The sequence below is a fragment of the Streptomyces sp. NBC_00557 genome, assembly GCF_036345995.1.
Lineage (GTDB): Bacteria > Actinomycetota > Actinomycetes > Streptomycetales > Streptomycetaceae > Streptomyces.
Genome location: NZ_CP107796.1, coordinates 3145641 through 3169569 on the forward strand (window position 1 = coordinate 3145641; position 23929 = coordinate 3169569).

Sequence of the window (23929 nt, forward strand, 5' to 3'; positions counted from 1 at the left end):
TGCGGTAGCTTCCAAGTGCTGGGGCGCGAAGAGGCGCCGCAGGGACGGCCGCAGGGGTGGGTGGACGATGGGAAACGGCACGGCGGCGGCGGACCTCGACGTCGCACTGGAGAAGCACCGGACCGAGCTGACCGGTTACTGCTACCGGATGCTCGGCTCCTCCTTCGAGGCCGAGGACGCGGTGCAGGACACCCTGGTGCGGGCCTGGCGGAGCTACGACACGTTCGAGGGCCGCTCCAGCCTCCGCTCGTGGCTGTACCGGATCGCGACGAACGTGTGCCTGGACATGCTGACGGCGGGCAACAAGCGGGCGCGGCCGATGGACCTGACCGAGTCGACCCCGCTGGCCCAGGCGGCGCTGGCCCCCCGCCCGGACAACACCTGGCTGGAGCCGGTACCGGACGCGCGGGTGCTGCCGACGGTCGACGACCCGGCGGAGGCGGCCGTGGCGAAGGAGTCGATCCGGCTGGCGTTCATGGCGGCGCTGCAGCAACTGCCGCCCAAGCAGCGGGCGGTGCTGATCCTGCGCGAGGTGCTGGCGTGGAAGGCGAGCGAGGTCGCCGAGCTGCTGGGCACCTCGGTGGCCTCGGTCAACAGCGCGCTGCAGCGGGCGCGGGCCACCCTCGCCGAGCGCGATGCGGGCCCCCAGGGCGCGGTGTCCGACCCGCTCGACGAGGAGCAGCAGAAACTCCTCGAGCGCTATGTCCAGGCCTTCGAGGGGTACGACATGACGGCGCTGACCGCGCTGCTGCACGAGGACGCCGTCATGACGATGCCGCCGTTCGACCTGTGGCTGCGCGGCCCGGCCGACATCACCGGGTTCATGACCACCCTGGGCGCCTCCTGCGCCGGCTCGCGGCTGCTGCCGGTGCAGGTCAACGGCCTGCCGGGGTTCGCGCACTACAAGCCGGACCCGGAGCGGGGCGGCTTCAGCCCGTGGGCCGTACAGGTGCTGGAGCTGTCAGACGGCCGGATCACCGGTTTCCACTGCTTCCTCGACACCAAGCGCTGGTTCCCGCTGTTCGGGCTGCCGCTCCATCTGGAAGCGGAGTCCGACGAGGTCGAGAAGGGCGGCTAGGGCGGGGCCGGGGTCCCGCAGCCGGATCCGCCCGCCGGCCCGGCGGGCGGCCAGCTCCAGCCGGGCCAGCAGGTCCACGACGGCCAGTCCCGGCGGCCCGAGCCCGCCCACGTCGCACACGACGACCCGGCTCCGGCCGCGCGCGAGCAGCAGCCGCACCCGCTCGCACAGCCCCGCCACCTCCTCCCGGGTGACGGGGCCGGCCAGCACGAGCACGGCGGGTTCCTCGGCGTTCACGTGCGGTAGACCGGCGGGCCGGGCGGAACTCATCGGCGCCGCCGGGGCCTTCGGGGCGCGTGCCCGGTCAGGCGATGCGTTCCAGGACCACCGGCGACGGGGTGAAGCCGGTGCCCGGGGCCGCGATGTCGTAGGACCCCTGCACGGCCTCGAGGGCGTACGCGAAGCGCTCCGGGGTGTCGGTGTGCAGCGTCAGCAGGGGCTGGCCCTCGGTCACCGAGTCGCCCGGCTTGGCGTGCATCTCGACGCCCGCCGCGGCCTGCACCGGGTCCTCCTTGCGGGCGCGGCCGGCGCCCAGGCGCCAGGCGGCGATGCCGATGTCGTAGGCGTCCAGGCGGGTCAGCACGCCCGAGGCCGGGGCCTTGATCACGTGCTGCTCCTTCGACGTGGGCAGCGGCGCGTCCGGGTCGCCGCCCTGCGCGGCGATCATCCGGCGCCAGACGTCCATCGCCGAGCCGTCGGCCAGCGCCTTCGCCGGGTCGGCGTCCTTCAGCCCGGCCGCGTCCAGCATTTCGCGGGCCAGGGCGAGCGTCAGCTCCACGACGTCCGCCGGGCCGCCGCCCGCCAGGACCTCCACCGACTCGCGGACCTCCAGGGCGTTGCCCGCCGTCAGGCCGAGCGGGGTGGACATGTCGGTGAGGAGGGCGACGGTCTTCACGCCGTGGTCGGTGCCGAGGCCGACCATGGTGGTGGCCAGTTCACGGGCGTCGTCCAGCGTCTTCATGAAGGCGCCGCTGCCCACCTTCACGTCCAGCACCAGCGAACCGGTGCCCTCGGCGATCTTCTTCGACATGATCGAGGAGGCGATGAGCGGGATCGCCTCGACGGTGCCCGTCACGTCCCGCAGCGCGTACAGCTTCTTGTCCGCCGGGGCCAGGCCGTCGCCCGCCGCGCAGATCACCGCGCCGGTGTCCTCCAGCACGGACAGCATCTCCTCGTTGGAGAGCAGCGCCCGCCAGCCGGGGATCGACTCCAGCTTGTCCAGGGTGCCGCCGGTGTGGCCGAGGCCCCGGCCCGACAGCTGCGGGACGGCGGCGCCGCACGCGGCCACGAGCGGCGCCAGGGGCAGCGTGATCTTGTCGCCGACGCCGCCGGTGGAGTGCTTGTCGGCGGTCGGGCGGGACAGCGAGGAGAAGTCCATGCGCTCGCCGGAGGCGATCATGGCCGCGGTCCAGCGGGCGATCTCGCGGCGGTTCATGCCGTTGAGCAGGATCGCCATGGCGAGCGCGGACATCTGCTCGTCGGCGACCTCGCCGCGGGTGTACGCGTCGATGACCCAGTCGATCTGCTCGTCGGTCAGCTCGCCGCGGTCCCGCTTGGTGCGGATGACGGAGATGGCGTCCATGGCCATGGCGGGTGTGGTTCCTTCCGGGAGGTGCGAAGTGTGCGGCCCCCCTGCGAGCGGGGCAGGGGGGCCGTACGGGAGTTACGAGGAGAGGTGCCCGGGCCCGAAGGCCTGGGGAAGCATCTCCGACAGCGGCAGGACGCCCTGGGGGGTGTCCAGCAGGAGGTCCGGGCCGCCGAACTCGTACAGCAGCTGGCGGCAGCGGCCGCACGGCACGAGCAGGCCGCCGGTGCCGTCCACGCAGGTGAAGTGCGTGAGCCGGCCGCCGCCGGTGCGCTGCAGGTCGGAGACCAGGCCGCACTCGGCGCACAGGCCGATGCCGTAGGAGGCGTTCTCCACGTTGCAGCCGGTGACGGTGCGGCCGTCGTCGACCCGGGCCGCCACGCCGACCGGGAAGCCGGAGTAGGGGGCGTACGCGTGGGCCATCGCCTCGCGCGCCACCGCCCGCAGCGCCTCCCAGTCGAAGTCGGCCGTGTCCCGGGTCATTTGCCCTGGCCCTTCCGGTAGCGCATGCCGTCCGCCTTCGGCATCCGCAGGCGCTGCGCCGACAGGGACAGCACCAGCAGGGTGACGACGTACGGGGTGGCGCCCACGAAGTCGCTCGGGACCTCGTCGGTGACCAGGTACCAGACCAGCACCAGCGCGGCGACCAGGAGGCTGATCCCGCCCTGCCACAGGGTCCTGCGGTACAGCTTCCAGCCTGCCAGGGCGACCAGCAGGATGACCAGCAGGAGCAGCAGCGCGTGCACGGTCGTGCCGCCGTTGCGCAGCTGCAGGGCGTCGGAGTAGCCGAACAGGCCCGCGCCCATCGCGAGGCCGCCCGGACGCCAGTTGCCGAAGATCATCGCCGCGAGGCCGATGTAGCCGCGGCCGCCGGTCTGGCCCTCGAGGTAGGTGTGCGAGGTGACCAGCGCCAGGAAGGCGCCGCCGAGCCCGGCGAGGCCGCCGGAGACGGCGACGGCGACGTACTTGTAGGTGTAGACGTTGACGCCGAGCGACTCGGCGGCGACCGGGTTCTCGCCGCAGGACCGCAGCCGCAGACCGAACGGGGTGCGCCACAGCAGCCACCAGCTGCCGACGAACAGCACCGCGGCCAGGATCGTGATCACGGACAGGTTGGTGATCAGACCGCCGATGATGCCGGCGAGGTCGGAGACCAGGAACCAGTGGTGCTTCTCGACCGAGGCGAGGCCGTCGGACAGACCGGGCACGGTGACCTGCGGCAGCGAGTCCACGGGCGGGGACTGCTTGGGGTTGCCGCCGGCGTTCGCCGCCGCGCCGTCGGTGAAGAAGAGCTTGGCGAGGTACTGGGTGGCGCCGAGCGCGAGCAGGTTGATCGCGACACCGGACACGATGTGGTCGACGCCGAAGGTGACGGTGGCGACGGCGTGCACCAGGCCGCCGAGGACACCGAAGCCGATGCCGCACAGCAGGCCGAGCCAGGGGCTGGACTGCCAGCCGACCCAGCCGGCACCGAAGGTGCCGAGGATCATCATGCCCTCGAGGCCGATGTTGACCACGCCGGACCGCTCGGACCACAGGCCGGCGAGGCCGGCGAGGCCGATCGGCACGGCGAGGCCGAGCGCGGCGCCGACCTGGCCGGCGGAGTCGAGCTGGTTCGAGCCGGTGATCAGGCGGACGGCGGCCAGGAGCAGCAGCGCCCCCGCGACGAGGAGGAGGAGCTGGCCGAAGGAGCGGCCCGAGCGCTGCGGCGCGCCCGCCGCCTTGGGCGCCGCGGGCGGCGGCGCGTCGGTCATCGTGGCAGTCATCACGCCACCTCCTGCTTCTTCGTCGGGGCGGCGGCCTGGGCCGCGAGTTCGGCGCCGACCTTCTGCTGCTGGCGCTTGAGGCCGTAGCGCCGTACGACCTCGTAGGCGATCACGACGCACAGGACGATCACGCCCTGGATGACGCCGAGGATCTCCTTGTCGTAGCCCTGGAACTCCAGGTGGTTGGTGGTGCGCTCCAGAAAGCCCCAGAGCAGAGCGCCGAGCGCGATGCCGATCGGGTGGTTGCGGCCGAGCAGCGCGATGGCGATGCCGGTGAAGCCGATGCCCGTCGGGAAGTCGTTGCTGTACTGGTAGCTCTCGTTGAGCAGGGTCGGCATGCCGATCAGACCGGCCACCGCGCCCGAGATGACCATGCTGGTGGCGACCATCTTCTTCACCGACACACCGCTCGCGGCGGCCGCGCTCTCGGACTGGCCGACGGTGCGCAGGTCGAAGCCGAACCGGGTGCGGCCGAGGACGAACCAGTACGCGATGCCGACGGCGGCGGCGAGGAAGATGAAGCCGTCGAGGTCGCCCGCCGGGCCGGTGTGGATGAGGAAGAAGTGCGAGGCCGACGGGAGCGGCTTGGTGGCGACGACCGTGCCGCCCTGGTAGAGCTTGGCCAGCTTCCCGGGCTGGAGCAGGTAACCGATGATCGCGGTGGCGATCGCGTTCAGCATGATGGTCGAGATGACCTCGCTGACGCCCCGGGTGACCTTCAGGACACCGGCGATGGCGGCCCACACGGCGCCGGTCGCCATGGCGCCCAGCAGGATCAGCAGGATGGAGAGCCAGCCGGGCAGGGTCAGCGCGCCGCCGAGGACGGCGGCGAAGAACGCGGCAAGCCGGTACTGGCCGTCGACGCCGATGTTGAACAGGTTCATCCGGAAGCCGATGGCCACGGAGATACCCGCCAGGTAGTACGTCGTCGCCTTGTTCAGGATGTAGACCTGGCTGTCGCTCGCGAAGCCGTAGGTCACCATGTCGTTGAAGGCGGGGCCCGGGTTCTTGCCCGTCGCGAGGATCACCAGGGCGGTGACGACGATACCGGCGACGACCGCCAGCAGCGGTGCGGCGATCCCGAGGAGCAGCCGCTCCTTGTCGATCCGTGAGGTCAGCTTGTTCATCGCTCGTCGTCCTCTGTGTGCTCCAGGTGGCCGGTGGCCGCACCCGTCATGGCGGAGCCCAGCTCTTCGGGGGTGATGGTGGCGGGGTCGGCGTCGGCGACCAGGCGGCCGCGGTACATCACCCGCAGGGTGTCGGAGAGCCCGATCAGCTCGTCCAGGTCCGCGGAGATCAGCAGCACGGCCAGGCCCTCGCGGCGGGCCTCGCGGATGTGGTCCCAGATGGCCGCCTGGGCGCCGACGTCCACGCCCCGGGTGGGGTGGGCGGCGATGAGCAGCTTGGGGGCGTGGCTCATCTCGCGGCCGACGATCAGCTTCTGCTGGTTGCCGCCGGACAGCGAGGCCGCGGTCACGTCGATGCCGGGGGTGCGGACGTCGTACGCCCGCACGATCCGCTCGGTGTCGGCGCGGGCCGCCTTGATGTCGAGGAGCCGGCCGCGCGCGTTGGGCTTCTCGGTGACGTGGCCGAGGATGCGGTTCTCCCACAGCGGGGCTTCCAGCAGCAGGCCGTGGCGGTGGCGGTCCTCGGGGATGTAGCCGATGCCGGCCTCGCGGCGGTCGCGGGTGGCGGCGTGGGAGATGTCGGCGCCGTCGAGCGTGACGACGCCGGCGTCCGGCTGGCGCATGCCCATGATCGCCTCGACCAGCTCGGACTGGCCGTTGCCCTCCACGCCGGCGATGCCCAGGACCTCGCCCCGGTGGATGGTGAAGGAGATCTGGTCCAGGATGATGCGCTCGATGCCCTCGAGGTCGGTCTGTGCGAGGTGCAGCCCCTCGACCTTGAGCACGGGGACGTCCGTGACGGTGGACTCCTCGGTCTCCGGGGTGGGCAGTTCGCTGCCGACCATCAGCTCGGCGAGCTGCTTGGGGGTGGTGCCCTGGGGCGAGACCGTGCCCACCGTCGTACCGCGCCGTATGACGGTGATCTCGTCGGCGACCGACAGCACCTCGCCCAGCTTGTGGGAGATGAAGATGACGGTGAGGCCCTCGGACTTCAGCTCGCGCAGGTTGTCGAAGAGCGCGTCCACCTCCTGCGGCACGAGCACGGCGGTGGGCTCGTCGAGGATGAGGGTCTTGGCGCCGCGGTAGAGGACCTTGAGGATCTCCACGCGCTGGCGGTCGGCGACGCCCAGCTCCTCCACCAGCACGTCCGGGCGGACGTTCAGGCCGTACGCGTCGGAGATCTCCTTGATCTTCGCGCGGGCCCTGTTCCCGATGCCGTACAGCTTCTCCGCGCCGAGGACGACGTTCTCCAGCACGGTGAGGTTGTCGGCGAGCATGAAGTGCTGGTGCACCATGCCGATACCGCGGGCGATGGCGTCGCCGGGGTTGTGGAAGACGACCTGTTCGCCGTTCACGGTGATGGTGCCCTCGTCCGGCTGCTGCATGCCGTAGAGGATCTTCATGAGGGTGGACTTGCCGGCGCCGTTCTCGCCGCACAGGGCGTGGACGGTGCCCGTGCGGACCGTGATGTCGATGTCGCGGTTGGCGACGACGCCGGGGAAGCGCTTGGTGATGCCGCGCAGTTCGACGGCAGCGGGAGGGCTGGACGCGTTGATGGCGCACTCTCCTCGGGGAAAGGGGCTGCGGGGGGAGGTGGCGGGCGTCGGCGACGCTAGCGCGGCAACTCCACGCTACACGCGTAGAGTTGACACATTGTTATGGCTCGGCGGGGGGCTGGAGGAAGCCGCCCCCGCGCCGAGCCTCAGGTCCGGCGGTGCGTCCGGACCGCCTGGTCGGCGGTCGGCCGCACCGGTCGGGTCACGGGGTCGTCTTGACCTTGATCTGGCCGTCGACGATCTTCTTCTTCGCGGCGTCCAGCTTGGGCTGGATGTCGCTGATGAAGCCGCCGCTGGTGGACAGCGAGACGCCGTTCTTGGCGAGCGAGTAGGTGTTGAGGCCGACCAGCGGCTTGCCGTCGTGGACGGACTTGATGAAGTCGTACACGCCGACGTCGACGTTCTTGACCATGGAGGTCAGGATCGAGCTCTTGTACTGGGCCAGACCCGGGATGTTGTACTGGTCGGAGTCCACACCGATGGCCCACGCGCCCTTGGCGCCGTGCACGGCCTCGATCGCACCGTTGCCGGAGGAGCCGGCGGCCGAGTAGATCACGTCGGCGCCGTTGTCCAGCATGCCCTGCGCGGCCTCCTTGCCCTTGTCGGGGCTGGAGAAGCCGGAGGTGTCCGAGCCGTGGCTCAGGTACTGGACCTGGACCTTGACCTTCGGGTTGGTGTCGTGGACGCCCTGGACGTAGCCCGCCTCGAACTTCTTGATCAGCGGGACGTCGACACCGCCGATGAAGCCGACGTGGTCCTTCTTGGTCTTCAGCGCGGCGGCGACACCGGCGAGGTAGGAGCCCTGCTCCTCGGTGAACGTGATGCTGTCGACGTTCTTGGCGTTCACGACCGAGTCGACGATGCCGAAGCTGGTCTTCGGGTACTTCGCGGCGATCTTGGTCACGGCCGGAGCGTAGGAGAAGCCGACGGCGACGATCGGGTTGTAGCCCGCGTCCGCCAGGTCCGACAGCCGCTGCTCGCGGTCGGCCTCGGTGTCGGAGGTCTTGGCGGTCAGCTCCTTGATCGAGCCGCCGAACTCGCTCTTGGCCTTGTCGGCGCCGCGCGCGGCGGAGTCGTTGAACGAGCGGTCACCACGGCCGCCGACGTCGTAGGCGAGGCCGATCTTGATGCCCTTGCCGCCGCCCGAGGAGGCGGAGGAGGAGGCGTTGTTGTCGGAGGACGTGCTGCCACACGCGGTGGCAGTCAGTGCGAGGGCTGCGGTGGCGGCACACGCAGCGGAGATCTTGGCTACCCGGCGCACGGGAAGGCTCCTTCACCTGACCTGAGCGCCGTGTCGGCGCTTGATGTGAGCACCATGCCAGTGCTCGAGCCGGAACGCCCCGGCGGCGTCGGCTTCGCGGCATCGTAACGCGCGTAGATGTCGCAAAAAACCCCCTCTCGAAGCCGTTATCGATTCGAGGCAAACAGCGCCTGAACTCGCGCTCTCGACCCGTCGCGCGCGGTGTTGCGGAGCGTGCACGAATGGCTTACGACCGTGTTGCGCACGCCGCCGAAACGCCCCCGGGCCCCGCCGGGGGCGCACTCCGGGGGCGCTGCGCGGAGGGCGGGCCTCAGCCCTGCGCGCCGTTGGGCTCCAGGAAGGCCGCCGCCGTGAACATCTCCACGCCGACCTTGATCGCGTGCTCGTCGGCGTCGAAGTCGCCCTGGTGGAGATCGCGTACGATCCGGTCGCCCGGCCGCCGCACCCCGAGGCGGGCCATGGCGCCGGGAACCTGCTCCAGGTACCAGGAGAAGTCCTCGCCGCCCAGGCTCTGCTCGGTGCTCTCGACGGAGTCCCGGCCGCGGCGGGCGGCCATGGCCCGGCGCAGCAGGTCGGTGGACTCGCGGTCGTTCACGACCGGCGGCACCCCGCGCACATAGGTGATCTCGGACTTGGCGCGGTGCAGGGTGGCGACCTCGTCGATGGCCGCGTGCACGATGTCGGGGGCCTGCCGCCAGGCCTCCAGGTCCAGGCAGCGGATGGTCCCGGACAGCTCGGCGTGCTGCGGGATCACGTTCGGCGCGTGGCCCGACTCGATCCGGCCCCAGGTGAGGACCAGCCCGGCGCGGGTGTCGACGCGGCGGGCGATCAGCGCGGGCACGTCGACGGCGACGCGGGCGGCGGCGGTGACGAGGTCGGTGGTCAGATGCGGCCGGGCGGTGTGCCCGCCGGGTCCGTCCAGGGCGATCTCCAGCCGGTCGCACGCGCTGGTGATCGCTCCGTGCCGCAGCCCGATCTTCCCGGCGTCCAGCCGCGGGTCGCAGTGCACGGCGAGGATCCGCTCCACCCCCTTGAGGGCCCCGTCCTCGATGGCGTCCAGCGCGCCGCCGGGCAGCACCTCCTCGGCGGGCTGGAAGATCAGCCGCACCGGCCGGGGCAGCAGGCCCTTGGCGTGCAGGTCGGCGAGGACGAGCCCGGTGCCGAGCACGACGGTCGTATGCACGTCATGGCCGCAGGCGTGCGCCCGGTCGGGGACGGTCGACCGGTACGGGCAGTCGTCCTTGGTGTCGGGGATGGGCAGGGCGTCGATGTCCGCGCGCAGCGCCAGCAGCGGGAGGGAGGACCGCGCGCCCTCCCCCGGGCCGATGTCGCACACGAGTCCCGTGCCCTTGGCGAGCACCCGGGGCCGGAGTCCGGCCGCCTCCAGCCGCTCCTTGATCGCGGCGGTCGTACGGAACTCCTGATTGCCCAGCTCGGGGTGCATGTGCAGGTCGCGACGGAAGGCGACGAGCTCGGCGTGCAGGGCTTCGCTCAGCACGCCGGGGAGCACATCCCCCGCGAGGCCGGCCTCGGACTCTAGGGACATCAATTGCTTCACCCTCTGAAGGGTAGGACGCCCGGCTGATCAAGTACCCCTCGATCAACAAAAGTTCAGCCCGTTAGGGGAATAAAATCTGACCGGCGGACGCATGGCGGCGGACACTGATGGGTAGAACCCTTCTTTCCTCCTTCCACGGATACCACGCCTCGCTGCAGTCACGCTCGCCATGTCCACGAACCGGACTACAGCGCGGCCTCCCTCCCGCTAGGGTCCGCAGTCGTGACCGACGCGACCGAGAACCTGCCCGCCGACGCGACCGAACCCTTCCTCCGCACGACCCGCGCCTCCTACGACGCGATCGCCAAGGACTACGCCGCGCAGTTCCCGGCCGGCGACTGGCACCCCCTGGACCGGACGGTGATCACCGCGTTCGCCGAGCTGGTCACCCGGCACGGCACGGCCCCCGTGGCCGACCTGGGCAGCGGCCCCGGCCATGTCACCGCGCTCCTCGACGAGCTGGGCGTCCCCGCCTTCGGCGTCGACCTCTCCCCGGCCATGGTGGCGCTCGCCCGTGAGAGCTACCCGCGGCTGCGTTTCCACATCGGCTCCATGACGTCCCTGGACCTGCCGGACGCCACCCTGGGCGGCATCCTCGCCCTGTACTCGACGATCCACGTGCCCGACGACCGCCTGCCCGCGGCGTTCGCCGAATTCCACCGCACCCTGCAGTCCGGCGGGCACGCCCTCCTCGCCTTCCAGACGACCGACGCGCCCGGCAGTCTGCACCTGCCGGAGCGCTTCGGCCACGAGATCGACCTCGACTACTACTGGCGCACCCCGGAGCAGATCACCGCGTTCCTGACGGAGGCGGGCCTGGAACTGGTGGCGACGATCCGCCGCGAGCCGGCCGGCGAGGAGACCCGGGCCCGCGCCTTCGTCCTGGCCCGCAAGAGCTGAGCCCGCGCTGCCGGCGGTGGCGCCGGCTGCGCGGGTTCGGCCCTCGCCGTCGGCGGCGCGGGTACTGCGGGCTCAGCCTCTGACCCCGCTGGGGCCTGGTCAGGCCGGGCTCACCGCCGCCAGGCGGTGTACGTCGCGGGCCGTGCCCGTCACGCCCGACAGGAAGCCCTGCGCTCGCGGGGACGCGTTCTCCGTGAGCCAGGTCGGGTCGATGTCGCACACCGCGACCCGCACCCCGGTGCCCGCCAGCGCGAGCGGCAGGGTGTGGACGACCGTGGAGGGGAAGCTGAGGACCGTACGGCCTATGGGGCCCCGGCGGGCGATCAGTTCCAGGGGGAGATCGGGGCGGACGATCTCCAGGCCGGTCTCGGCGGCCAGCCGGTGGAGTTTCTCCGCGCTCTCCCTGCGGTGCGCGAAGTAGCGTGTCGCGCCGTGGGTCTTGGACAGGTGGCGGACCGCCTCCAGGTAGGCCTCGCCGTCCACGACTCCCGTCTCCACCAGGGACGTGCCCACCATGTCCGCGCCTTTGGAGATGCGCGGCGGCCCGAAGCGGGCCCGGGTCCAGGAGAAGTCGTTCGCGGTGACCGTCACCCCGTCCGGGGCCTCGGTCACCGGCATGGAGGAGAAGATCTCCACCCTGCGGCGCGCGCTCGGTGTGAGCCGGCGGCGGGCCGAGGAGGACACCGGGGCGAAGAGCAGGTCCCTCGCGCCGGGGCGGCCGCCCTTGCGGTGCCAGCGCACCAGGCGTTCGCCGCGGGCGAGCTGGGCGACGAACTCCATCGTCGCGGTGCCGTCGTCGACCACGACCAGGTCCTGGGCCCGGGTGATCGTCAGCAGCAGCTGCACGTACCGGGAGAACGGGTCTCCCATGACGATCCGGCCGGCCCTGCGCAGCGGGCCCGCGAGGCCGCCGATCGTCGAGAACGGCGCGGCCGTGCCGCCGCGCGCGTCCTCCCAGCGCACCCGGTACCCCTCGTCCCGGGCCAGGTCCGCCATACGGCGCAGCTGGCCCCGGGTCATGGGGTCGGTCGGAGACAGGACGACCACCGTGAGGTCCGCGCCGGCCGGTGCCCGGTCGCCGGCCGCCGTCCGCCGCAGCTGCGCCGGCACGGAAGGCAGCGGGCCGGAGCCCGGCAGCGGGTCCTGCTCGGCGCCGCGCAGTCCGTGCAGGTGCGCCCACTCCAGCACGTTCAGCAGCTGGACCGGGCTCTCCACGAAGGCGAGCGTGCGGGGAGGGTGGCCGGCGTGACCGGCGCGGGGGCTCATCGGCGTACGACCGTCCCGTCGTAAGGGGATCAGAACACTCAGACCGTGACCGGCTCGCCCGCCGCCGCCGCGATCTCCGCCTCGGCGACGACACCGGCGACACGGCGCAGCTTCTTCATCGGGGCCAGCTCGGAGTCGTAGACCTTCTTGACGCCGTCGCCCAGGGAGGCCTCGATGACGCGGATGTCGCGGACCAGGCGCTCCAGGCCCTGCGGCTCCACCGAGGCGGCCTGGTCGGAGCCCCACATGGCGCGGTCGAGGGTGATGTGGCGCTCGACGAACACGGCGCCCAGGGCGACCGCGGCCAGCGTGGTCTGCAGGCCGGTCTCGTGGCCGGAGTAGCCGATCGGGACGTTCGGGTACTCCTTCTCCAGCGTGTTGATCACGCGGAGGTTCAGCTCCTCGGCCTTCGCCGGGTAGGTCGAGGTGGCGTGGCACATGAGGATGTTGTCGGAGCCGAGGACCTCGACCGCGTGGCGGATCTGCTTCGGGGTCGACATGCCGGTGGAGAGGATGACGGTGCGGCCGGTGGCGCGCAGGGCGCGCAGCAGCTCGTCGTCGGTCAGGGACGCGGACGCGACCTTGTGGGCGGGCAGGTCGAACTTCTCGAGGAAGGCGACGGCCTCGGTGTCCCACGGGGAGGCGAACCAGTCGATCCCCTTCTCCTTGCAGTACTCGTCGATCTGGCGGTACTCGTCCTCGCCGAACTCCACGCGGTGGCGGTAGTCGATGTAGGTCATCCGGCCCCAGGGGGTGTCGCGCTCGATGTCCCACTGGTCGCGCGGGGTGCAGATCTCCGGGGTGCGCTTCTGGAACTTGACCGCGTCGCAGCCGGCCGCGGCGGCCACGTCGATCAGCTTGAACGCGTTCTCCAGCTCACCGTTGTGGTTGATGCCGATCTCGCCGCAGATGTAGACGGGCTTGCCCGGGCCGACCTCGCGGGAACCGAACGTACGCAGACGGGAGTTGGTGCTCATCAGGGAGATGTCCTTACTTGGGGAGGGAATCGAGAGAGGGGCCGAGGATCCAGCTGGCGATCTCTCGGATCGCGCCGTCACCGCCGGGAACGGTGGTGACCGCGCGTGCGGCGCCGCGTACGACGTCGTGGGCGCTCGCGACCGCCACGGGCCAGCCGACGAGGGCGAAGCACGGCAGGTCGTTGACGTCGTTGCCGACGTAGAGCACGCGCTCCGGCGCGATGCCCTGCTCCTCGCACCACTGCTTCAGCGCGAGGTCCTTGCGGTCGATGCCGTGCAGCACCGGGAGCTGGAGCTTCCGGGCGCGGGCGGCCACCACAGGGTTCTGTTCCGTGGACAGGACCAGCATCTTCAGGCCGCTCCGGCGGAGGGCCGCGATGCCGAGTCCGTCGCCGCGGTGCACGGAGACGAACTCCCGTCCTTCGGAGTCGATCAGCACCCGGTCGTCGGTCTGGGTGCCGTCGAAGTCGAGGACTACGGCGTCGATGTCGTCGTAGGTGGGCAGCGAACCGGGGCGGTCCGCGTCGAAGAGGGGGGCCAGCGCGCGGGCGCGGGCGAGGTCGTGCGGGTCGTCGATCTCCAGCACGCGCGCGGGGTCGGTGCGCACGAGTTCCGTACGGCCGAAGAAGCGGTGCTGGTGCTCGCGGAAGCCGGCCGCGTCCATCGCGTACGCGGCGCCGGTCTCCAGGAAGTCCTGGGGGCGGTCCTGGCGGCGCGGGCGGTAGGACTTGTCGTGGTTGACCCCCACCCCGCCCTCGGACTCGGCGTCGGCCTCGCGCCAGATGAAGCCGTGGAAGGGCGCCACGGTGACGGCCGTGTCGGCGCCGTTCTCGACGACCGCGCCGGCCACCCCGTCGATGTCCTCGCGGACGATGAAGGGGCTGGTGCACTGCACGAGCAGGACCACGTCGACGGGCGCGCCGTGCAGGGCTTCGTGGGCGTCCATGGCGTGCAGGACCGCGGCCTCGGAGGTCGCCGTGTCCCCGGCGATGGCGGCGGGCCGCAGCACGACCTCGGCGCCGGCCTCCCGGGCGGCGGCGGCGATGGCCTGGTCGTCGGTGGAGACGACGACGTCGGTCACCAGCCGGGTGGCCCGGCACTCGCGGACCGCGCGGGCCACCAGCGGGACGCCGCCGACGGGCGCGAGGTTCTTCGCGGGCACGCCCTTGGAGCCGCCGCGGGCGGGGATCACCGCGAGCACGCGGCGCACCGTCGCGCCTCGGCCCGCTTCCGGGTTGGACATGGGGTCTCCTTGGATGGTCCCTTGGAAGCCTTGGAGGGTGGTCACAGCTCTCCCATCCGCCGGATCACCGGGGCGACCCGCTGCACGCCGTGGCGGTAGGCGCCGCGCGCGGCGCGGCGCACGATCTGGCGGACCGGTCCGGGCTCCTTGTCGGCGGCGGGCGCGCCGGGCAGCGGGACGCCGTCGGGGCCGAGGTGGTGCCGGGCGAGGATGCCGGGCAGATAGCCGGGCGCGGTCTCGGGGGTGTAGTAGGGGGTGAGGGGGGGCAGGCCGCCGGGGCGGTCGAGCAGCTTGGCGATGCGTTCGCGGGCGGCGTCGAAGGCCCTCTCGTACGAGCCGTCGGCGGCGACCCCCTGCCGGGCCACCCACTCCTCGTCCGGCGCCGGCCGGTGCCCGGCGTCGAGCTGGTCCCAGGAGGCGAGGCAGCCGGAGCCGGTGAAGTGGTGGTTGCCGAGCACCTCGCGCACGCCCAGGTCGGTCAGGATCACCGTGGGGATGCGGCGATGCAGGGCCTCCAGGGCGGCCGTGGAGCTGACCGTGACCAGCAGGTCGGTGCGGTCCAGCACCTCGCCCATGTGGCCGTACACCAGGCGGAAGTTGGCGGGCAGGTCCTTGCCCTGCGCCAGCTTCTGGTACGGCAGTTCCTCGATGTGGGTGGTGTGTTCGCCCGGCTTGGAGCGCAGCTTCAGCAGCACCTCGCGCTCGGGGTGCCTGCGGGCGTGCTCGATCAGCCGGTTCAGCAGGTACGTGCGGTCCTTGCGGCTGTCCGGGACGGACGGCTGGGCCGCGAAGACCACGGTGTACGGCTCGTGTTCGCCGGTGTACGGCGCCCCGCCGAGGAAGGGCAGGGCGACCTCGGTGACCGCGGAGGCGTCGGCGCCCACGCCCTCGTACACGGCCCGGAACCGGTCCGCGTCGTGGCGGGAGTTGGCGAGGACGAGGTCCGCGCCGTGCCGCAGCAGCAGTCCGTCGGCGAGCTTCTCGTAGACGACACCGACGTATCCGGTGACGACGACGGGGCGCTTGCCGGCGCCCGCCCAGGCGGCGCGCAGTCCGTGCAGCATCGCCTGGACGCCGCCGCCGACGAGCGCGAGGACGAGGATGTCGTACGGGTCCTCGCCGGAGTCGCCCATCGCGCGCAGGAACTCGACGCCGGTGACCTCACGCAGGGAGTCCGCCCGGACGCCGACCTCCTTCAGCTGACGGGCGGTCGGGGTGGCGCGTCCCCGCAGGAGGTAGCCGTCGAGCCGGATCCCGGCGTCCGTGGGGGCGAGGCGCTGCGCGGTGAGCGCGCCCCACTTCCACCGGGTGTCGGAATCGGCGAGGACGGCGACCCGCAGGGACTTCGTAGCACTTGCTGGCACGCCGAAGACGCTAGGAAGCCATTCCGAGGTTCCGCCCAACCCGAATGCAACAAACGGTTAACAGCACATCGCCGAATGGCGAATCGGGCCGCGGGAAGGCCGGAAAAGCGTCCGGTTCACAGCTTCGCCACGTGCCGTTCACTCCGCATCAAGCGGACGGTCAAGACGAATGACGGGCTTCGTCCTAACGTTCAAGCCGTGGTCAAGCTCTCCGTCATCGTGCCGTTCTACAACGTGCAGCAATACGCGCCCGACACGCTCAGGAGCCTGAAGGCGAACGCGCGTGAGGACTTCGAATTCATTCTCGTCGACGACTGTTCCCGCGACGGGACGCCAGAGATTCTCGCGCGCGCGGAGCGCGAGCTGCCCGGGGCGGTCCTCGTCCGGCACGAGCAGAACGGGGGGCTCGCGACCGCCCGCAACACCGGCATCGACCGGGCGCGCGGCGAGTACCTGACCTTCCTGGACGGCGACGACTGGCTCGCCCCGGGCTACTTCGCGCGGCTGGTGACGGCCATCGAGGACCTGGGCTGCGATTTCGTCCGCACCGACCATGTGCAGTGCACCGCGCGGTCGCGCACGGTGAACCGGGTGCCGGTCGGCCGGCGGAACGTGGTGATGGACCCGCGCGAGGCGATCCTGCCCACCGACCGGTCGACGTCCGTGGACTACGCGTTCGCGTGGGCCGGGGTCTACCACCGCCGGCTGGTGGACAAGGGGCTGCTGCACTTCACCGACGGACTGCGCACGGCCGAGGACCGGCCGTGGATCTGGAAGCTGCACCGGGAGGCGGAATCCTTCGCCGCGGTGAGCCTGCTCGGCGTGTTCTACCGGCGCGGGGTGGCCTCCTCGCTCACCCAGATCGGCGACGTACGGCAACTCGACTTCATTCGCGCGTTCGATCAGGTCATCGCGGAAACCGCCCAGGACCGGGACGCCGAACAGCTGTTGCCGAAGGCCGTCCGCACCTATTGCGCCATCATTTCCCATCATCTGGGATCCATCGAAAGGTTCGAGCCCGCGGTGGCGAAGAAACTGAAATCCATGAGTGCCGCGGCCCTGCGGCGCATGCCGCAGGACGTACTGGACGAGGCGCTGGACTCCATGGACCTCCAGCGCGCCACCAAGCTGCGCCGGCTGCGCCGCCGTCCCGCTCCCGCGGGGGCCGCCGCGTGACCACCCAGATCTTCCAGGCGTCGACGCTGTACGGCACGGCCACGCTCGCCGCCGCCCTGGACTCCGGCTGCTTCCGCCCGGCCGACCGGCGGATCCTGCTGGTCTGCAACAACGCGGCCACCCCCGAGACCACGCCCGCGCTGGACGAGGCGCCCGGCTTCGAGCGGCTGCGCGACCGGTTCGACGAGGTGATCTCGTACAACGAGACCATCTTCCCGTTCCACCCCGGCGGCTGGACGCCCCGCGGGGACGATCTGCCGCTGTGGGAACGCTTCCTGCGCCACGAGTGGCGGCTCGCCGACGACGACGTGGAGCTGGCCGTCGAGTCGATCCAGGTGAACCCCGCGCTGGGCCTCGCGCAGATCTTCACCGGCGCCCCGGTGACCGTCTACGCCGACGGCCTGATGAGCTACGGCCCCACCCGCAACAAGATCGACCCGCTGGTCGGCACCCGCGTGGACCGGGTGCTGCACCTGGACCTGGTCCCGGGTCTGAAGCCGCTGCTGCTCACCGAGTTCGGCGTGCCCGGCGAGCTGGTGCCGACCGCCGCCTTCACCAAGGTCCTCGCCGAACTGGCGCCGGTGGGCGATGAGCTGCCCGGGATCGAGGAGCCCGCGCTGCTGCTCGGGCAGTACCTGTCGGCGCTGGAGATCCTCACCGCCGAGCAGGAGGAGAAGCTCCATGTGCGGATGCTGAAGGGAGCCGCCGCGCTCGGCCACACCAAGGTGGTGTTCAAGCCGCACCCGTCCGCCCCGGCCCGCTTCACCCGGCTGCTGGAGCAGGAGGCGGAGCGGCTGAAGGTGGAGCTGACCGTGCTCGACACCCCGGTCCTCGCCGAGGTGCTGTACCAGCGCATGCGTCCGGCGCTGGTCGTGGGCTGCTTCTCCACCGCCCTGCTCACGGCGCAGGCGCTGTACGGCCTGCCGGTCGCCCGCGTCGGCACGGAGCTGCTGCTGGAGCAGCTGACGCCGTACGAGAACAGCAACCGGATCCCGGTGACCATCGTGGACGCGCTGCTGCCCGACCTCGGCGACCGTGCCGCGGTCACCGAGCAGCGCGCCGGGACGGACGTGGCGGCGCTCGGCGCGCTGATCGGCGCGGTGGGCTTCGCGATGCAGCCGAAGATCCACCCGAGGCTGCGCGGGCACGCCGAGACCTGGCTCGCCGCGAACCTGAACCAGCACACCATGCGCTACTTCAAGCGCCGGCGGCTGTCCTCGCTGGCGCTGCCCGGCGGGGTGCCCGCGCAGCTGGCGTTCATCCCGCGCAACGCGACGGTGCGCCGGATGGCGAAGAAGGCGCGCAGTCTGCGCAACTCGGTGCGCCGCTGACCCTCTCAGGTGAACGGCCGCTGACAGGTTGACGAACAGTCGGCCGGACGGCTCGGTCGATGGTGTGAGGCGCCGGGTTCCGGCAAGGCGCCTTGCACCATGGCTGTTTCATCCCCCGCTCTCGCCGCCGTTCCCGCACCCCCCACCCGCGGAACGGCCCCCGCACATGGACCGCGCGGCCGGCTGCTCGCGCTGGACGGCCTGCGGCTCGTCGCCGCCCTGATGGTCTGCCTCTACCACTACACCGGGCGCGGCGGCACGGTCTCCGCGTCCTGGCACGCGAGTCCGGCCCGCCTCTTCCCCGTGCTGTCCCGGGCGGCCGTCTACGGCAACCTCGGTGTGCAGTTCTTCTTCGTCATCAGCGGTTTCGTGATCTGCATGAGCAGCTGGGGCCGCACCCTCGGCGACTTCTTCCGCTCCCGGGTCGCCCGCCTCTACCCCGCCTACTGGGTGGCCCTGCTGCTGGTCACGGCGGCGTCGATCGCCCTGCCGGTGGTGGTCCGCCCGGTCCGCCTGGACGAGTTCCTCGTCAACCTGACGATGCTGCAGCAGCCGATGGGCGCGACCCGGGTCCTCGGCGTGTGCTGGACGCTGTGGGTGGAGGTCCGCTTCTACGTGCTGTTCGCGCTGCTCGTCGTCCTGCGCGGGGTGACCTACCGCCGGGTCGTGCTGTTCGCCGCCGTCTGGACGACGGCGGCCGTCCTGTGCCGCTCCTCGGGCGACGCACTGCTGAACCAGGTGGTCATGCCCGAGTACGCCCCCTTCTTCGTCGGCGGTCTCGCGCTGTATCTGATCCACCGCTTCGGCGGCGACCTGCTCGCCTGGGGCGTCGTCGCGATGTCCTGGCTGCTCGCGCAGAGCGCGGCCACCCAGGGGCTGTGGGGACCGCATCCGCACCGAGACCCGTACGTCGTCGTCCTGGTCGTCACCGCCGCCTTCGCCGCCGTCGCCGCGGTGGCGGTGGGCTGGACCCGGTGGGCCTCCTGGCCCTGGCTGGTGACGGCGGGCGCGCTGACGTACCCGTTCCACCTGGTCCACGAGCACCTCGGCTGGTTCGTCATCCGGGTGCTGCACCGGGGGCTCGGCCTGCCGGCGTGGCCGACGCTGGCGGTGACCGTGGCCGGGATGCTGCTGTCGGCCTGGCTGATCCACCGGTTCGTGGAGCGGCCGCTCGGTCCCCGGCTGAAGCGGGCGCTGAAGGACCGGAAGTTGGGCAGCCGTTCACCTCGTCCTGGGTTTTGAACCGGGCCCTCGGGCAGGCACGGTAGAGCCCTCGCCACCGCCACCCCACAGGCTTTCCGCAGGGATCCCACAGACGCCGTACCGAGGGAGCGCCACCCCGCATGGCCACCATCCAGGAAACGACCCGCCCGCCCCGCCGCCTCGACGACGTGCCCGGCTGGTTCCCGGTGCTCGACCAGGTGCTCTTCGGCTGGTTCCTGAACCGGCAGGAAGACTCCGGGATGCGGGGTGATCTGCTGGAAGTCGGGGTCTACATGGGCAAGAGCGCCATCTTCCTCGGCAGCCACCAGCAGCCCGGCGAGCGGTACACCGTGTGCGACCTGTTCGAGGGCGACGCCCCCGACGACGCCAACCAGGCCGAGGCGGCCAAGTCCTACGCCACGCTGACCCGGCGGGTGTTCGAGGAGAACTACCTCTCCTTCCACGACGAACTCCCCCGCGTGCTGCAGGGTCCCAGCTCGCTGGTGCCCGCCGAGGTCGAGCCGGGCTCCTGCCGGTTCGTGCACATCGACGCCTCCCACCTGTACGAGCACGTGCACGGCGACATCGGGGCCGCCCGCGATCTGCTGCTCCCCGACGGGATCGTCGTCCTGGACGACTTCCGCTCCGAGCACACCCCCGGGGTCTCCATAGCCGCCTGGGAGGCCGTGCTCAACCGCGGCCTGCGCCCGGTCTGCCTGAGCACCCAGAAGCTGTACGGCACCTGGGGCGACCCGGAGCCCGTGCAGGAGGAGCTGCTGGCGATGGTGCGGGAGCGGTCCGACTGCCATCTGAGCGTCCAGGAGGCCGCCGGGCACCGGATCATCCGGCTGAAGTCGAAGGGCATGCGGGCGCCGGAGTTCCCGCCGTCCAAGCACGCGCAGGCGGTCGCCGAGCCGGAGCCCGAACCGGTGGCGCCGCCGCTGCCCCCGCTGCAGACCCCGGCGCCCGCCGCGCCGCCGGCCCGCCCGGCGGCGCGCCGCGGCCGGAGCCGGGTGCGCCGGGTCGCTGCGGACCTGCTGCCGCCGGTGGTCACCCGGGCGATCCGCAGGGCGCGCTCCGCCCGGCGCTGAGGGGCGGCTGAGCCGATCCCGCGCCGAGGAGCGGCTCAGCCCGCGCCGTAGCGCGCCCCGATTCCGGCGATCACGAGCGCGAGTCCTTCCTCGAACTGCTCGTCGTAGCCGTCGAAGAGCAGCCGTCCGGCCTCGGCGGCGAGCGGGAAGGCGGCCATCCGCCGGGCGCGGTCCTCGATGTCGTACCCCTCCCGGCGCTCGTCCGGGAGGGGCCGCACGCCCTGCTCCTCGGTGACGAAACCGATCGTGTACGCGTACGTCGTGCGGCCGGCGTGGACCGCCTGGGCGAGGGTGAGGCCGGCGTCCGTCAGCAGCCGCAGGTTCGCTTCCTGCGCGGGGGCGTGCTCGGTGCCGGTGAAGCGTGAGCCGCTGAACACCTTGGCGCCGTCCCGGTAGCCGAGCAGCGCGGCCCGCAGTCCGCGGTTGGTCTTCCGCAGCCGCTCCTGCCAGGTGTCGGCGGGGTCGAGTGCGGCACCGGCGGCCATCCGCCGGTACATCTCGGTCGCCATCTCGTCCAGCAGCGCCTGCTTGTCCTTGAAGTGCCAGTACAGGGCGGGCGCCTTGACGTCCAGCTCCTTGGCGATGGCGCGCAGGGTCAGCCCCTCCAGACCGACCTCGTTCAGCAGCCGCAGCGCGGTGCCGGCGACGCGCCGGCGGTCCAGGGGTGCGCGTTTCTCGGGACTCACCTTGACAGCTTAACAGCGTTAAGGAATCCTCGTCGGCGTCGGCACTTAACGGCGTTAAGGAGAAATGCGATGGATGTTCTGATCGTGGGTGCGGGTCCGACGGGTCTGGCCCTCGGCGTCGACCTGGCGCGGCGCGGGGTGGAGGCCCTGGTGGTGGAGCGGTCGGCGGGTCTGTTCCCCGGCTCGCGCGGAAAGGGGCTGCAGCCGCGCACCCTGGAGGTCTTCGACGACCTGGGCGTCGTCGACGCGATCCGGGCCGCGGGCGGCCCCTACCCGCCGCGGACGATCTGGAAGGACGGCGAACGGGCCGGCGAGCAGCCGGTGTTCGACCGCATCGAGGCGGACGAGGGCACGCCGTACACCGAGCCGCTGATGGTCCCGCAGTGGCGCACGCAGGAGATCCTGTACGCGCGGCTGCTGGAGCTGGGCGGGAAGGTCGCCTTCGGCCGCGAGGCGACCGGTCTGGAGCAGGACGCCGAGGGCGTGACGGTGCGGTTCGCCGACGGCACGACCGCCCGCGCGGCGTACGTCGTCGCAGCGGACGGCGGACGCTCGGCGGTCCGGCAGGCGGTGGGCGTGGGCATGGCCGGGCAGACGGTGGACCCGGCGCCGTTCCTGGTGGCGGACGTGCGGCTGAGCGGCCTGGACCGGGACCACTGGCACACGTTCCCGGGAGCGGACGGCACCGGCGTCGCCCTGTGCCCGCTGGCCGGCACGGACGAGTTCCAGCTGCAGGCACGCCTGCCGGAGGGCACGGAACCCGACCTCACCCTGGACGGCGTCCGCAAGCTCCTCGCCGCGTACACGCACCTGCTGCCCGAGGACGTCACCGACCTGCGCTGGTCCTCCGACTTCCGCCCGCGCGCCGCCCTCGCGGACCGCTTCCGGGCCGGCCGGGTCCTCCTCGCGGGCGACGCGGCCCACGTCCACTCCCCGGCCGGCGGCCAGGGCCTGAACACCAGCGTCCAGGACGCCTACAACCTGGGCTGGAAGCTGGGCGCCGTGCTGCGCGGCGGGGCGCCCGAGGCGCTGCTGGACACCTACGAGGAGGAGCGGCGGGCCAACGCGGCGGCCATGCTGGAGCTGTCCACGGGCGTGCACCGCGGGGAGGTCCGGCGCGGCAGGGCGACGGTCCAACTGGGCCTGGACTACCGGGAGTCGTCGCTGAGCGTGGAGACACGGACCCGCCCCGCCGGTGTCCGGGCGGGCGACCGGGCGCCGGACGGCACCGTGGACGGCGTACGCCTCTTCGACGCGTTCCGGGGGCCGCACTGGACGCTGCTGGGCGCGCAGGCCTCCGGCGCCGGTGTACGGGCGCTGCCCGCCGCTCCCGAGTCGTACGGCCCGGGGGTGTTCCTGGTGCGGCCCGACGGCTATGTGGGCTGGGCGGGCGACACGGCGGAGGGGGCCCGGGCCTACCTGGCCGGGATCGGCGTCTGAGCCCTCCCTAGGCGCTGGCCAGCGTCAGCTTCACCGCGAAGCCGAGGAACAGCGCGCCCGCCACCGAAGTGGCCGTCGCCGACAGCCGCTTGCGGCGCCGGAACGCGGCGGCGAGGCGCGTGCCGCCGAATATCAGCGCGCTCAGGTAGAGGAAGCTGGCCAGCTGGGCGAAGACACCGAGGACGACGAAGGACAGGGCGGGGCAGGCGTAGTCCGGGTCGACGAACTGCACGAAGAAGGCGACGAAGAACAGGATCGCCTTGGGGTTGAACAGGCTGACGACGAGGGCCCGCCGGAAGGGCCGTTCGTACCCGGCGGTGGACGAGGCGTCCTCGTCGACCGCCTTCTCCCTCCGGGTCCGCCACATCTGCCAGGCGGCCCGCATCATGCCGATCGCCAGCCAGGTCAGATACCCGGCGCCGGCGTACTTCACGATCCCGAACAGCAGCGCGTTCGTCTTCAGCAGGGAGGCGACTCCGGCGGCGGACAGCGTCATCAGCACGGTGTCCCCGCACCACACGCCCGCGGCAGCGGTGTAACCGGCCCGCACACCGCGCCGGGCGGCCACGGACAGCACGTAGAGGGAGTTGGGGCCGGGCAGCAGGACGATCAGGACGAGTCCTGCCAGATAGGTGGGGAGATCGATCACACCGAACATGGAAAGGAGTGTCGCACGGGGGTACGACACTCCGGTCCGGCGCGGCGGTCAGTCGTCGCCGTCGAGGAGGGTGTCGACGGGGAGGTCGAGAGAGACGCCGACGGACTCGGGGACGGGGACGGACTGGCCTCGCTTGTAGCGGAGGGGGTCGGGGTACTTGCCGTCGACCGGGTTTACGTAGAGGAGGACCTCGTCGTGCTTGCGGTCGGCTACGAGGTAGACAGGAATGCCGGTCTCCGCGTAGATCTCGACCTTGTTCGCCGTGTCCTCCGTCCAATTGGAGGAGGTCACCTCCAACACCATGCGGAAGACGTGCGGTGAGTAACAGTTCTTCCCGACCAACGCGTCTGCGTAGTCGGCCTCCACAACGGACAGGTCCGGGATCGCATAGTCAGCGCGTCCTGTCGGCAGCCACAGGCCGATACCGGGACGGACCCTAAGGCCCGCCTCCTTCGCCCCTGCCCGCTGGATCTCATAACCGACCTCGAAGATGGTCCCCTGATGCGGGCCATCCGGCGGCGGCGTCACGATGATGCTCCCTCGAAGGATCTCGACGCGGTGTCCGGGCAGCCAGCTGGAGACACGGTCGGCGGCTTCTTCGATCGTCATCTCGCGCTCTATCACAGCCACGGCAACCTCCTTTCAGGAGCACTCTCCACGAGC

22 protein-coding genes are annotated in these 23929 nt (G+C 71.7%); 7 read left to right on the forward strand and 15 right to left on the reverse strand.

The window, feature by feature from the left end; translation table 11 throughout:
- The first annotated feature begins 67 nt into the window (after window positions 1–67).
- Window positions 68–1078 carry a sigma-70 family RNA polymerase sigma factor gene (locus OG956_RS13205; protein ID WP_330338171.1) on the forward strand — a complete coding sequence of 337 codons (1011 nt, stop codon included), beginning with the start codon at window positions 68–70 and terminating at the stop codon, window positions 1076–1078.
- Here OG956_RS13205 and OG956_RS13210 read toward each other — a convergent pair.
- From OG956_RS13210 to OG956_RS13245, 8 genes are all read right to left on the reverse strand, one after another.
- Window positions 962–1348: an STAS domain-containing protein gene (locus OG956_RS13210; protein WP_330338172.1), complete on the reverse strand. Its 387-nt coding sequence runs from the start codon at window positions 1346–1348 to the stop codon at window positions 962–964. The genes OG956_RS13205 and OG956_RS13210 overlap by 117 nt on opposite strands.
- 34 nt (window positions 1349–1382) lie before the next feature.
- Window positions 1383–2666: a thymidine phosphorylase gene (locus tag OG956_RS13215; protein ID WP_330338173.1), complete on the reverse strand. Its 1284-nt coding sequence runs from the start codon at window positions 2664–2666 to the stop codon at window positions 1383–1385.
- Between the two features lie 75 nt (window positions 2667–2741).
- The gene (locus OG956_RS13220; protein ID WP_330338174.1) at window positions 2742–3146 is read right to left on the reverse strand and encodes a cytidine deaminase; all 405 of its coding nucleotides are present in this window, start codon (window positions 3144–3146) and stop codon (window positions 2742–2744) included.
- Complete coding sequence (locus tag OG956_RS13225) at window positions 3143–4429, reverse strand: ABC transporter permease (protein WP_330338175.1); 1287 nt, start codon at window positions 4427–4429, stop codon at window positions 3143–3145. The genes OG956_RS13220 and OG956_RS13225 overlap by 4 nt, the downstream gene beginning before the upstream one ends.
- Entirely contained in the window at window positions 4429–5556 is a 1128-nt protein-coding gene (locus OG956_RS13230) for an ABC transporter permease (RefSeq protein WP_330338176.1), read from the reverse strand. The genes OG956_RS13225 and OG956_RS13230 overlap by 1 nt, the downstream gene beginning before the upstream one ends.
- Complete coding sequence (locus OG956_RS13235) at window positions 5553–7079, reverse strand: ABC transporter ATP-binding protein (RefSeq protein WP_330342827.1); 1527 nt, start codon at window positions 7077–7079, stop codon at window positions 5553–5555. Before OG956_RS13235 ends, OG956_RS13230 begins: the two co-directional genes overlap by 4 nt.
- 235 nt (window positions 7080–7314) lie before the next feature.
- Window positions 7315–8373: a BMP family lipoprotein gene (locus tag OG956_RS13240; RefSeq protein ID WP_330338177.1), complete on the reverse strand. Its 1059-nt coding sequence runs from the start codon at window positions 8371–8373 to the stop codon at window positions 7315–7317.
- 310 nt (window positions 8374–8683) lie between these two features.
- The gene (locus tag OG956_RS13245; RefSeq protein ID WP_330338178.1) at window positions 8684–9919 is read right to left on the reverse strand and encodes a M20 family metallopeptidase; all 1236 of its coding nucleotides are present in this window, start codon (window positions 9917–9919) and stop codon (window positions 8684–8686) included.
- Window positions 9920–10153: 234 nt separating this feature from the next.
- On the opposite strand from OG956_RS13245, the gene OG956_RS13250 reads away from it, so the two are divergent.
- Window positions 10154–10831, forward strand: coding sequence for a class I SAM-dependent methyltransferase (locus tag OG956_RS13250; RefSeq protein WP_330338179.1), 678 nt, complete (start codon window positions 10154–10156; stop codon window positions 10829–10831).
- Window positions 10832–10930: 99 nt separating this feature from the next.
- Here the strand turns inward: OG956_RS13250 and OG956_RS13255 are convergent, their stop codons facing one another.
- Genes OG956_RS13255 through OG956_RS13270 form a run of 4 tightly spaced genes read right to left on the reverse strand, consistent with a single transcriptional unit; the run spans window position 10931 to window position 15681 of the window.
- The gene (locus OG956_RS13255) at window positions 10931–12097 is read right to left on the reverse strand and encodes a hypothetical protein (protein WP_330338180.1); all 1167 of its coding nucleotides are present in this window, start codon (window positions 12095–12097) and stop codon (window positions 10931–10933) included.
- Window positions 12098–12135: 38 nt separating this feature from the next.
- The gene (locus tag OG956_RS13260; RefSeq protein ID WP_330338181.1) at window positions 12136–13074 is read right to left on the reverse strand and encodes an N-acetylneuraminate synthase family protein; all 939 of its coding nucleotides are present in this window, start codon (window positions 13072–13074) and stop codon (window positions 12136–12138) included.
- Between the two features lie 13 nt (window positions 13075–13087).
- Window positions 13088–14317 (reverse strand): N-acylneuraminate cytidylyltransferase, encoded by a 1230-nt coding sequence (locus tag OG956_RS13265; RefSeq protein WP_330338182.1) that lies wholly within the window; start codon window positions 14315–14317, stop codon window positions 13088–13090.
- A 41-nt stretch (window positions 14318–14358) separates the two neighbouring features.
- The gene (locus tag OG956_RS13270) at window positions 14359–15681 is read right to left on the reverse strand and encodes a DUF6716 putative glycosyltransferase (protein WP_330338183.1); all 1323 of its coding nucleotides are present in this window, start codon (window positions 15679–15681) and stop codon (window positions 14359–14361) included.
- Between the two features lie 198 nt (window positions 15682–15879).
- Here OG956_RS13270 and OG956_RS13275 point away from each other — a divergent pair, with 198 nt between their 5' ends.
- The 4 genes from OG956_RS13275 (at window position 15880) to OG956_RS13290 (ending at window position 20482) form a co-directional block, all read left to right on the forward strand.
- Window positions 15880–16857, forward strand: coding sequence for a glycosyltransferase family 2 protein (locus OG956_RS13275; protein ID WP_330342828.1), 978 nt, complete (start codon window positions 15880–15882; stop codon window positions 16855–16857).
- The gene (locus OG956_RS13280; RefSeq protein WP_330338184.1) at window positions 16854–18188 is read left to right on the forward strand and encodes an alpha-2,8-polysialyltransferase family protein; all 1335 of its coding nucleotides are present in this window, start codon (window positions 16854–16856) and stop codon (window positions 18186–18188) included. Before OG956_RS13275 ends, OG956_RS13280 begins: the two co-directional genes overlap by 4 nt.
- 99 nt (window positions 18189–18287) lie before the next feature.
- Complete coding sequence (locus OG956_RS13285; RefSeq protein ID WP_330338185.1) at window positions 18288–19430, forward strand: acyltransferase family protein; 1143 nt, start codon at window positions 18288–18290, stop codon at window positions 19428–19430.
- Between the two features lie 101 nt (window positions 19431–19531).
- On the forward strand, window positions 19532–20482 hold the full coding sequence (locus OG956_RS13290; RefSeq protein ID WP_330338186.1) for a class I SAM-dependent methyltransferase: 951 nt from the start codon (window positions 19532–19534) through the stop codon (window positions 20480–20482).
- A 35-nt stretch (window positions 20483–20517) separates the two neighbouring features.
- Here OG956_RS13290 and OG956_RS13295 read toward each other — a convergent pair whose 3' ends face one another.
- Entirely contained in the window at window positions 20518–21168 is a 651-nt protein-coding gene (locus OG956_RS13295) for a TetR/AcrR family transcriptional regulator C-terminal domain-containing protein (RefSeq protein ID WP_330338187.1), read from the reverse strand.
- A 69-nt stretch (window positions 21169–21237) separates the two neighbouring features.
- Here OG956_RS13295 and OG956_RS13300 point away from each other — a divergent pair, with 69 nt between their 5' ends.
- Window positions 21238–22608 carry an FAD-dependent oxidoreductase gene (locus OG956_RS13300; protein ID WP_330338188.1) on the forward strand — a complete coding sequence of 457 codons (1371 nt, stop codon included), beginning with the start codon at window positions 21238–21240 and terminating at the stop codon, window positions 22606–22608.
- Between the two features lie 7 nt (window positions 22609–22615).
- Here OG956_RS13300 and leuE read toward each other — a convergent pair whose 3' ends face one another.
- A complete protein-coding gene (gene leuE / locus OG956_RS13305) occupies window positions 22616–23266 on the reverse strand; it encodes a leucine efflux protein LeuE (RefSeq protein WP_330338189.1) in 651 nt (216 codons plus the stop codon).
- Between the two features lie 48 nt (window positions 23267–23314).
- Window positions 23315–23896: a Uma2 family endonuclease gene (locus OG956_RS13310; RefSeq protein ID WP_330338190.1), complete on the reverse strand. Its 582-nt coding sequence runs from the start codon at window positions 23894–23896 to the stop codon at window positions 23315–23317.
- Window positions 23897–23929: the final 33 nt, after the last annotated feature.